9 protein-coding genes are annotated in these 9,844 nt (G+C 68.3%); 2 read left to right on the top strand and 7 right to left on the bottom strand.

The window, feature by feature from the left end; translation table 11 throughout:
* Positions 1 to 97 precede the first annotated feature (97 nt).
* From hpf to M3G03_RS10490, 7 genes are all read right to left on the bottom strand, one after another.
* On the bottom strand, positions 98 to 715 hold the full coding sequence (gene hpf, locus M3G03_RS10520; protein ID WP_259809717.1) for a ribosome hibernation-promoting factor, HPF/YfiA family: 618 nt from the start codon (positions 713 to 715) through the stop codon (positions 98 to 100).
* A gap of 125 nt (positions 716 to 840) precedes the next feature.
* Entirely contained in the window at positions 841 to 1,533 is a 693-nt protein-coding gene (locus M3G03_RS10515; RefSeq protein WP_259809715.1) for a ComF family protein, read from the bottom strand.
* Positions 1,534 to 1,561: 28 nt separating this feature from the next.
* Positions 1,562 to 3,313, bottom strand: coding sequence for an LpqB family beta-propeller domain-containing protein (locus M3G03_RS10510; protein ID WP_259809713.1), 1,752 nt, complete (start codon positions 3,311 to 3,313; stop codon positions 1,562 to 1,564).
* Positions 3,310 to 4,908: an MtrAB system histidine kinase MtrB gene (mtrB, locus tag M3G03_RS10505; protein ID WP_259809712.1), complete on the bottom strand. Its 1,599-nt coding sequence runs from the start codon at positions 4,906 to 4,908 to the stop codon at positions 3,310 to 3,312. Before mtrB ends, M3G03_RS10510 begins: the two co-directional genes overlap by 4 nt.
* A 3-nt stretch (positions 4,909 to 4,911) precedes the next feature.
* Positions 4,912 to 5,628: an MtrAB system response regulator MtrA gene (gene mtrA, locus M3G03_RS10500; RefSeq protein WP_259809710.1), complete on the bottom strand. Its 717-nt coding sequence runs from the start codon at positions 5,626 to 5,628 to the stop codon at positions 4,912 to 4,914.
* 41 nt (positions 5,629 to 5,669) lie between these two features.
* The gene (locus M3G03_RS10495) at positions 5,670 to 6,587 is read right to left on the bottom strand and encodes a hypothetical protein (protein ID WP_259809708.1); all 918 of its coding nucleotides are present in this window, start codon (positions 6,585 to 6,587) and stop codon (positions 5,670 to 5,672) included.
* 64 nt (positions 6,588 to 6,651) lie between these two features.
* Entirely contained in the window at positions 6,652 to 7,212 is a 561-nt protein-coding gene (locus M3G03_RS10490; protein WP_259809707.1) for a YqgE/AlgH family protein, read from the bottom strand.
* A gap of 624 nt (positions 7,213 to 7,836) precedes the next feature.
* Here M3G03_RS10490 and M3G03_RS10485 point away from each other — a divergent pair.
* Positions 7,837 to 8,874, top strand: coding sequence for an HAD-IC family P-type ATPase (locus tag M3G03_RS10485; protein WP_311197539.1), 1,038 nt, complete (start codon positions 7,837 to 7,839; stop codon positions 8,872 to 8,874).
* Positions 8,871 to 9,785, top strand: coding sequence for a cation diffusion facilitator family transporter (locus tag M3G03_RS10480; protein WP_259809704.1), 915 nt, complete (start codon positions 8,871 to 8,873; stop codon positions 9,783 to 9,785). The genes M3G03_RS10485 and M3G03_RS10480 overlap by 4 nt, the downstream gene beginning before the upstream one ends.
* The last annotated feature ends 59 nt before the right edge of the window (positions 9,786 to 9,844 follow it).

Here is a 9,844-nt window from a genome sequence, read left to right as displayed (position 1 = left end):
CCGGGGGGGGGGGGGGGGGGGGGGGGGGGGGGGGGGCCCCCCCCCCCCCCCCCCCACCACTGGAATCAGCCACGGCAGTTCCGCTCGATCAGGGTGGTCACTGGGTGACGTTCAGCCTGATCACCCCGTAGTCGTAGGCCTTGCGGCGGTAGACCACGGCGGGTCGCCCGGAGTCTGCGTCCTGGAAGAGGAAGAAGTCGTGGCCGACCAGTTCCATCTCGTCCAGCGCCTGGGCCAGCGTGTGCGGCGACGTGTCGAACTCCTTCTCCTTCACCACGAGCGGGCCATCCCCCAGCACCTCCATGCCGGCGACGAACTGGCTGGTCGGCGCCTCGTCATCCAGCGGCGCGACCAGCGGTTCCACCATCACGTCGGGAGCGCTGAGCTGGCCGGTGTGGTGGCGCAGGCCCTTGCGGGACTTGCGGCGGTCGCTCGCTCGGCGCAGCTGTGTCTTCAGCTTCTCCATGGCCTTCTCGAACGCAACCATCTTGTCCTCCGCAGTGGCGGTGGCCCGGACGGCGGGCCCCTTGCTGCGCAGGGTGATCTCGGCCTCGACGGCCTGGTCGGGCGAACCCTTCGTCTCGTTGACGGTGAATTCGACCTCGACCCGTTGCACCCGATCACGGAATCGTTCCACTGTGGCAAGTCGTTCGGCGACCTGCTCACGGATGGAGTCACTGACGTGGCAGTGGCGTCCGCTCACGATGATGTCCATGGCGACCTCCTGGGTCTCTGGGAAACAAAAATGGCCCGACTTCGGGCCACATGCCACCCAGGAAGCTGGTGGATGTGCACCTCTGTCGTGCCATACAGACACGTTACCCCTCTGTTACCTTCCTGTCACCGATGGCTCGACAAGTCCGTCAGGCGGGTCGTGTTCGCGACCACCACAGCTCCCTGAACCTGCCATCCGGACGCCGCCAGGGCCCGCTCCGCCTCCATCAGCGTCGCGCCGGTGGTGCAGATGTCATCGATCAGCACCACCCGGCTCGACCCGGCCCGCAGGGCCGCCAGGGCACGCTGCTGGTTGGTGGCCCGCTCCTCCAGCGCCAACCCGGCCTGGTCCGCCTGCACCCGCACGCGTCGGAGCAGGTGCCGGGCGGGCAACCTGCTGCGGCGTCCCGTGGAGCGAGCCAGCGCCAGGCCGTGGTCGAAGCCGCGCCGCCTGATGGCCGCCGGCTGGCTGGGAACCGGTACCAGCAGGTCGGCCGCTGGCAGATGGGCCACCGCATCAGCCAAGCCCACCGCGCAGAATGCCGCCACCGACCAGGCACCGCGATCTTTCAGGGCGCGCAGCATCGCCCCACCACTGCCCTCGTACTCGGTCACACCGATGACCTCGAGCCCGCTGGGCAACAGCCGATGGAACCGTGCGGTGGCCACCAGCAAACGGCACCTGCGACACAGCTGCCACGAGGCAACCCCGCAGCCGACGCAGCTGGAGCCGATGAACAGGTCCGCGACGGCGTCGAGCACAGGCACACACGAGTCGACGAGCACAGGCAGATCATGGGCCTCGGGATGGCGGATCACCCCGTTGTCCACAGGCCAGTTCGTGTGATCAGCCCGGAAGGGTGATCTGGGTCACCTGTCCTTGCATGGGTTGCCAGCGGTAGCTTCCCTCGAAACGGAGGCACTCCCCCGCATCGTTCAGGTAGGCCGCCGTCGTCCCGGAGCGTCGCGGGAAGACCGCCAGGGAGACCGGTGTCGCACCTGAACTGGCTGGCCCGAGGTTCTCCACCTGCGAGGCATCCGACTGCACTCGATAGATGTTGAGGTAGTCATTGCCCTCCGGGCCCGCGATGACCATCATGGTTCCCGGTTCGGCCCAGCCCACATCACGTACCCTCCCCAACATCCCGCTGGTCGAGGTGAGTGCCAAAGGGCGCCACCCGTCCACGAGCAGCGGTTCGGTGCCGCGGATCCGCATCATCCCGAGCACTTGCTTCTTGCCGTCGTCGAGCACCAGCGCCAGCCGGGTGCGGTCGGGGGCGATGCGGAAGGCCCTGACCCGGTGTCTTGAGGGAATCGACAGGTCCACGGTGTGGGTTCGTCCCTGGGTGTCGACCATCACCAGCTCGCTGGCACCCTGCCTTGTCCCCACCGTCCACACTGAACCGTCATCGAGCACCTGGGGGCGCAGGACGTTGCTCCCGACGTACGCCAGGTCGGCGCTCCCGGCCGTGCTGGCCGCGAGGAACAACTTGTTGCCGGCCTTGTTCACCACCGCGACGAGGTCGGAGTTCCGCTGGATCGCGAAACCGCCGGGGGCATCGCCCCAGCCACCCTTGCCGAAGACGCCCTCCAGGGCGGCGAAACCGCCGCTGGCACGGGGGTCGAGGACCCCGATGCGGTCGTTGACGACTGCATGCACCAGTTCCTCCTCCCGCTCGTCCAGCATCTCGAAGGGGACGAGCACGTCACGCTCCACGACCCCATTGCTCGCTGTTCCCGGTACCTGCCAGGCCTGCCCGTTGTTGAGCACCCGGACGCCCTCCATCTGGGGGAACTGGGCCAGCGTGGCCACCAGCTGGGCAGCCAATTGGGTGCGACGACGTTCGGGCAGGGAGCTGATGTGCTCGGTCAGGCTGATCTCGGCAATCCCCTCCCGCAGGGCGACGGCGTTCACGCTCAGCCGGGTGTCTGGGGGGATGGCATTGGTCACCGCAGGGGCCAGCCACGACGCGGGACCGCCCAGCAGGGCCTGGACTGTGTCGGTGGGGTTCATGGCGTCGGTGTGCCGATGGATGCGGTCGGGGACCAGGCGTCGCCCGTCCGCGGAGAGGAAGTACAGGCTCAGGGGCTGGTAGTAGCGCTCGAAGATGTAGCGGGCGATGAGGACACCTGTCGGCGGGCTAGAGATCCGCCACTGCCCCCGGCTGCGTTGCATGCCGAAGTCGTGGACCAGCTTCTGTGAACTGGGCACGAACCGCCCCGCTGCGTCGAGGGTTCCGAAGATGGGCACGTTCAGGGACGCGCTGCTGTCCGTGGTGATCGGCTTGTTGTTCTCCGCCTCATAGATCGTGGTGCTTGCGTTCGGGTTCCACAGCTTCTGCGCGCCGGGCGTCAGGTACTGCCTGGCCGCGCGGTACTCACCCCCCGGTGAGCTCATCGCGGCCAGGAACCCGGCGAGGATGATTTCCGGGCTGCCTCCCTGCGGAGGGGGCTGGGGGGCGATCTCGACACCGGTGGTCTGCCGAGCCGTGGTCGCGGGCCCCACGGCTTCCACTGGTCCGGAGGTGGGCAGCGAGCTGCACCCCGCCAACCCCGCGAGGGCCGCGACGGACAGCTGCAGGTACTCGCGGCGCCTCATCGGTCACCCTTCTCGATGTCGAAACGCCCGAGGGACGGGTGCTGTGGCACGCCGCGCAGCGAGTCCTTGAAGGCGTGGGGTGTCAGCGGCAGCGGGGAAGTGATCAGGTCGATCGAGGCGCGACGCGGCAGGGTGAGACGGAACTGGGCACCGCGCCCCGGGCGTCCCCAGGCAGAGAGCCAGCCTCGGTGGAGGTGGGCATCCTCGAGGCTGATGGCGAGGCCCAGGCCGGTGCCCCCGACGCGCCGAGCCCGGGAGGGATCGGCCCGCCAGAAGCGGTGGAAGACCGCTGCTGACTGACTGGCCAGGAATCCGACGCCGTGGTCACGCACGGTGACCGCCACCGCCCGATCGTCCAGTCCGACGGTGATCTCGATCGGTTTGCCCTCCCCGTGCTCGATGGCGTTGGTGATGAGGTTGCGCATGACGCGCCGGATCCGGCGAGAATCCATCTCCGCTGTCGCGGGCGAGGCGGGAGCGCGCACCACCAGCCTGGATCCCATCGAGGCCGCAAACACTCGCTGGGCATCCACCTCGTCCTGGACCAGGGCGACCAGGTCGGTCTCTTCCAGCGTGAGGACCGCCGCGCCGGCATCGAAACGGCTGATCTCGAGCAGGTCGCCCAACAGGTCCTCGAAACGGTCAAGCTCGTTGTGCAACAGTTCGGCCGACCGCGACATGGACGTGGGTAGCTCATCACGCGCCTCATAGATCAGCTCTGAGGCCATCCGCACCGTGGTCAGCGGGGTGCGGAGCTCGTGGGAGACATCGGAGACGAACTGCTGTTGAACGGTGGACAGGTCCTCCAGCTGCACGATCTGGGCCTGCAGCTCGCTGGCCATGTGGTTCATCGACCGCGCGAGACTGGCGAGGTCGTCGCGGCCGCGGACCTCCATGCGTTCGTCCAGATGCCCCTCTGCCAATCGTCCCGCCGTTCGGCTGGCCTGGCGGATCGGGCGCACCACCTGACGGGAGACGAACACCGAAATGCCGCCCAGCAGCGCGAGCAGGAGTGCACCGGTGGTCAGGACGGCCCGCTGGAGGAACTCCAGGGTGGCCTGCTCCCGGTCCATCGGGAACACGAAGTAGATGGGATAGACGTCGGTGCTGTCGGGCCCCTCCAGGACCCCACCCACGACCAGGCCGGGAACCGACTCCCTGCCCGGGTCGGTGTACTGGACCTCGGTGGGGGTGACGAACATTCCGGAGCGCTCCTTCTCCAGTGTCTGGACCAGGGAACCCGGCACGCTCTGGGCCTGGATGCCCGGCGCCACGAAGCTGGACACGGGCCCCTGGATGACCAGGAAGTACTGGTGGGGCTGGCTGCCGATCTCATCGGCGAGCTGGCCGAAGCGTTCGTAGAGAGAGGCGGTGCGCAGGTCAGTGCCGCGCAGCTGGGCCTGCATCCTCTCCATCGCCAGGGTGGCCTCCGCGACCGCTGACTCGCGCTTGCCGGACTCGACCCCGCGGGTCACCTGCTGCATCAGGAAGGACCCCGCCAACAGCAGCACCAGGATCGAACCCATCATCGTGGAACCCACGATGCGTGCGGGCAGGGAGGACCACCAGAAGGCGGCGGGCTTGCGATGGGGCATCGGTCACTGACCGGTCTTCGGCTCACCAGCCTTGTAGCCCACACCCCGCACGGTGACCACGATCTCGGGGCGCTCAGGGTCCCGTTCGATCTTGGACCGGAGCCGCTGCACGTGCACATTCACCAGGCGGGTGTCTGCCGCATGGCGGTACCCCCACACCTCCTCGAGCAGGACGTCGCGGCTGAACACCTGCTGGGGTTTGCGTGCCAGGGCCAGCAGGAGGTCGAACTCCAACGGGGTCAGGTTGATGTGCTGGTCGCCGCGCTTGACCGTGTGGCTCTGGGTGCTGATCACCAGATCCCCGATGGCGTAGCTGCTCTGTGCTGCCGAATCGGCGTCCAAGCGACGCAGGCGCGTCCTGATGCGGGCGATGAGTTCCTTCGGCTTGAAGGGTTTGGAGACGTAGTCATCGGCGCCGGCCTCCAGTCCGGTGACGACGTCCTTGGTGTCAGACCGCGCGGTCAGCATGATGATGGGGACGCCGGACTCCGCGCGGACATCGCGGCAGATCTGAACGCCGTCGCGCCCGGGGAGCATGAGATCGAGCAGGATGAGGTCTGGGCGTGTGTCGCGGAACATGGCCAGGGCCTTCAGCCCGTTGGGGCACCAGCTGGCGTCAAAGCCTTCCTGCTGCAGGACGATCTGGAGCATCTCGGCAAGCGCGGCATCGTCGTCGACGACAAGGATGTGGCTGCGCCCGCTGCGGACTGCCTCGACCATATGTGTGCCCCTTCCGAAATCTTCACCATCCTAGCGAGGGGTCAGGGCAGGGGGATGACCGTGACCCCGACCATCATGTCCTTGGGGCTCAACTGGAGTGTCACTTTGCCCCCGTCTCCGCCCAGCACGGTGAACTTCTCCCAATCCCCCGGCTGGACCGACTTCTGCTGGGACGCCTTCTCGATGGCTGCCATGAGGACCTTGCCGCTGAGCCTGGTCAGGTCCACTTCCTTGCCGAGGGACTCACCGCAGCCCACCACCTGGATCAGCGGCAGGCTGCCCGGCGCGGCGTGGCGGGCAATCGAGACGGGGCACTGCCTGCCGTCGGGAGTCTTCTGCGGCAGCGAGCTGAACCTGGCGCTGAGCTTGCCTCCGGCGGCGCTGTTGCCCTCGGCCACGAAGGCCAGGTCGAGGGACTTGCCCCCCAGCGTCGCCCGAGCCTCCGCGAGCACCGTGTCCACGCTCTTCTCGTCCCACTGGGAGATCTCGGGGATCGTCTTCCCGTCCAGCCACTCACCACCCTTGCCGCCATCACACAGGGCGCGCTGGACCACTGCACCAGCCGGGGTGGAGGTGGCCTCGAGGCGCCAGTTCTTGCAGTCGGGCACACGCTGGTCAAGGCCTGCCGTGAGAGTGGAGATGGGGAGCGGCTTGACGGGGTCCAGCGTGCTGGCAGTGTCGGGCTGGGTGGTGACGGGGTCCCCCTTGAACCCGGTGGTCACCAGCTGCTTGCCGTCCGCGGAGTGGGTGACCCAGACCTGTTCCTCGGTCGCCGACGCCCGGGTGAACTCCGCGGTACCTGACTGCGAGGCGGCCTGGCTCAGTCGATCCTCGGGTGGGGTCGAACCGCCGGCGGCCTTCTCCACGACCGAGCACCCCGTCACGATCGCCAGGAGCGTCCCGGCCAACAGGCCCTTGGCGATGGAGGACTGGGCGCCCAGGGTCTCGCGTTGCTTCATGCTGTTGGACTCTAGCGAGGGTCAGGTCCTGCGCCCGCGGCAGGCGCGCAAGTCAGGAGCCTGGTCAGTTCACCTCGGGGTCGTCGGTCCAGGTACTGAACCAGGCGGTCTCCCCGCCCTGGCGCCGCAGCACTCGACGCCACAGGTCCACCTGGTCGGCACCGAAGACGTCGGCCTCGGTGGGAGAGAAGCGATGCCAGTAGCCCTGCAACAGCTCGCCCTCGAGTTGGCCTGCCTCCCAGCCGGCATAACCGGCGAAGATCCGCAGGTCGGAGTAGGCACCGGCGGCGATCTCGACGGGGGTGTCCAGGTGCAGCAAGCCAAGGTCACCCCGGACGCGGCGCCAGCCGGGCGGGTCCTCAGTGGGATTGGCGAGCCGGGCAATGCACACGGCACCATTCGGCGACACCGGACCGCCGGCGAATAGTTCTTGAGGTGGGCTGACAAGGTCTGCCCACTGTGGCAGCACCTCGGTGAGCTCGGCGGTGGCCAGGCGGTTCAGAACCACGCCCAGTGCGCCGGACTCGTCGGCGTCCAGCAGGTAGACCACGGTCTGGTGGAAGTAGCCCTCGGCATGGGACGCGCTGGCCACGAGGAGCTCTCCCGCGCTGGGTCCCGATGGCATGATCACTCCCCCATCTTGGCACGTCGCAGTCGGGGGCGGCCGCACTTGTGAACCTGCACACCAGGACCGACGCCCCTGCGGGCCTGTCACCCCCACGGGGGTTCTGTGTCACGGCCGACGAACAGGGCGACTGGGCGAAGAGCCGCAGACTGTCTGGAGAACGCCAAGGATCTGACCCGCTGGACGCTCGCCAGGCGCAACAAAAGCCGCTCGAGCAAGCTCGGCGGCTCTTGTCATCCCCAGCAGCGAGCAGTGCGTGCTCGTGGCGCCGGGGCGCTCTTTCCAGGAAGTGGAGCTCGGGGGGCATGTGTCGAACTCTTGGGCTTCAGTAATCACCTGATGCTGATACAGCGCGCCGCATCACCCGGACAAGACCCAGGTCAGGGATTGGTCCAGGTCCCACCCTCATCGCGGCAGACGAGTGTGCACACACAGAGGGCCGGTCTGTCGCGGCCCGTTCGCGGTACCGCAAGTCCACCTGATCCTGGCGACGCGCGGCATGCAGAGAGTGCGCTAACATCGCTACATGACGATGTTAGCGAAGAGTCTGAGCGACCATAGGGATCCGGAGCCCGATGCAGGACTGTCCTTGGCGGCTGCGCTGTTCCACGGCCTATCGGACCCGTGGCCTCAATCGGGGCGGCGAGCCGCCGCGGAATCCTGATCAAGGGCGGTGCGGCGATGGAGGCACTGGGCAGGGTCCGCACCGTGGCCCTGGACAAGACCGGCACGCTGACCCGTAACCGGCCGGCCGTCGTCGACGTCGCTACCGCACCAGGGAACAACCGGGACCAGGTGCTGGGGTGGGCGGCCGCCCTGGAGGCGCGCAGCGAGCACCCGCTGGCCGCAGCCATCCTGGCCGCCACCGCCACGGTGCCCGCCGCGAAGGACGTGCAGGCCGTGGTCGGCGCCGGTCTGGTCGGCACCGTCGACGGTGCGCGGGTCCGGCTCGGCAGACCCGGCTGGGTCACCCCCGGCGACCTGGCAGGTGATGTGGCGCGCATGCAGCAGGCCGGCGCGACCGCGGTCGTGGTTGAGGTCGACGGCCACCCGGCCGGCGCCATCGCGGTCCGGGACGAACTGCGGCCCGAGGCCGCCGAGGTCATCGCCCGCTTCGCCGACCACGGCTACACCGTGGTGATGCTGACCGGGGACAACCAGGTCACCGCACGGGCCCTGGCCGCCGAGGCCGGCATCGAGCAGGTGCACGCCGACCTGCGCCCGGAAGACAAGTCCCAGGTGGTCACCGCCCTGGGCACCCAGGGGCCGACCGCGATGGTCGGCGACGGTGTCAATGATGCACCCGCGTTGGCCACCGCGGACGTCGGCGTCGCGATGGGCGCGATGGGCACCGACGTCGCGATCGAGACCGCCGACGTCGCCCTCATGGGTGATGACCTGCGGCTGCTGCCGTACGCGTTCGAGCACGCCCACCGCACCCGCGCCATCATGCTGCAGAACGTCGTGGTCTCCCTCGCCCTGATCGCGACCCTGATCCCGCTGGCCCTATTCGGCGTTCTGGGTCTGGCTGCGGTCGTCCTGGTCCACGAGCTGGCCGAGGTCCTCGTCATCGCCAACGGTGTCCGTGCCGGCCGCAGCAGACACCTCGCCGCCCCCGGCGTGGCGCAGGACCGTACCCACCTGGAAGGAGCTCGCGCATGAGCGCAGGCCACAACCACGGAAGCGTCACCACCCACCGCGGCCCGCTGGTGGTCGCGTTCGCGATCACCTCGACCATCTTGGTCGCCGAGGTCATCGGGGCGTTGTGGACCGGCTCTCTGGCTCTGCTGGTCGATGCAGGGCACATGGTTACCGACGCCGCCGGGCTGGGCATGGCTCTGATCGCCGCGTCGCTGGCCCTGCGCCCGCCAACACCCGAGCGGACGTGGGGGTTCCGCCGGGCCGAGGTACTCGCCGCGGGAGCCCAGGCCACTGTGCTGCTCGGGGTCGGGCTCTACGCTTTCGTCGAGGGCGTCCGCCGCCTGTACGAACCGCAAGAGGTCAGCTCCACCGGCTTGCTCATCTTCGGTATCGTCGGCCTCGCCGGAAACATCGTCTCCATGCTGGTCCTCAGCTCCGGACGTGTCGCCAACCTCAACATGCGCGCCGCGTTCCTGGAGGTCGTCAACGACGCCCTGGGGTCGGTGGCCGTCATCATCAGCGCGATCATCATCACCACCACCGGGTGGGTCCGCATCGACGCCATCACCGGAATGCTCATTGCCGCCCTCATCGTGCCCCGCGCCATCACCATCCTGCGAGAGACCGGCCACATCCTGCTGGAGTCCACACCCAAGGGGCTGAACCTGGACGACGTCCGCGCCCACGTGCTCGCGGTGCGGCACGTGCAGGACGTACACGACCTGCATGCCTCCACCATCGCCACCGGCCTACCCGTGCTGACGGCTCACGTCGTCCTGGACGAGGCGTGCTTCACCGACGGTCACGCCGCCGAGATGTTGGCCCACCTCCAGGACTGCGTGGCCGAACACTTCGACGTCAGCATCGGGCACTCCACTTTCCAGCTCGAACCACCCGGACACGCCGACCGCGAGCACACCGCCCACGCCTGACCAACTCCTCGGGTCGGCATGCGCCTAGATGACGCACGTACTCGAGACTCACGTCCAAG

Origin of the sequence: Aestuariimicrobium sp. p3-SID1156 (genome assembly GCF_025144225.1) — a bacterium.
GTDB lineage: Bacteria > Actinomycetota > Actinomycetes > Propionibacteriales > Propionibacteriaceae > Aestuariimicrobium.
The sequence above is the reverse complement of the archived record's forward strand: the minus strand, read 5'-3'. Positions and strand labels throughout refer to the sequence as shown.

Bases quoted from the DNA above. Each gene is read 5' to 3' on its own strand.
- M3G03_RS10510 (WP_259809713.1), bottom strand. From the start codon at position 3,313: ATGAGGCGCCGCGAGTACCTGCAGCTGTCCGTCGCGGCCCTCGCGGGG.
- mtrA (WP_259809710.1), bottom strand. From the start codon at position 5,628: ATGGTCGAGGCAGTCCGCAGCGGGCGCAGCCACATCCTTGTCGTCGAC.
- mtrB (WP_259809712.1), bottom strand. From the start codon at position 4,908: ATGCCCCATCGCAAGCCCGCCGCCTTCTGGTGGTCCTCCCTGCCCGCA.
- M3G03_RS10490 (WP_259809707.1), bottom strand. From the start codon at position 7,212: ATGCCATCGGGACCCAGCGCGGGAGAGCTCCTCGTGGCCAGCGCGTCC.
- hpf (WP_259809717.1), bottom strand. From the start codon at position 715: ATGGACATCATCGTGAGCGGACGCCACTGCCACGTCAGTGACTCCATC.
- M3G03_RS10495 (WP_259809708.1), bottom strand. From the start codon at position 6,587: ATGAAGCAACGCGAGACCCTGGGCGCCCAGTCCTCCATCGCCAAGGGC.
- M3G03_RS10480 (WP_259809704.1), top strand. From the start codon at position 8,871: ATGAGCGCAGGCCACAACCACGGAAGCGTCACCACCCACCGCGGCCCG.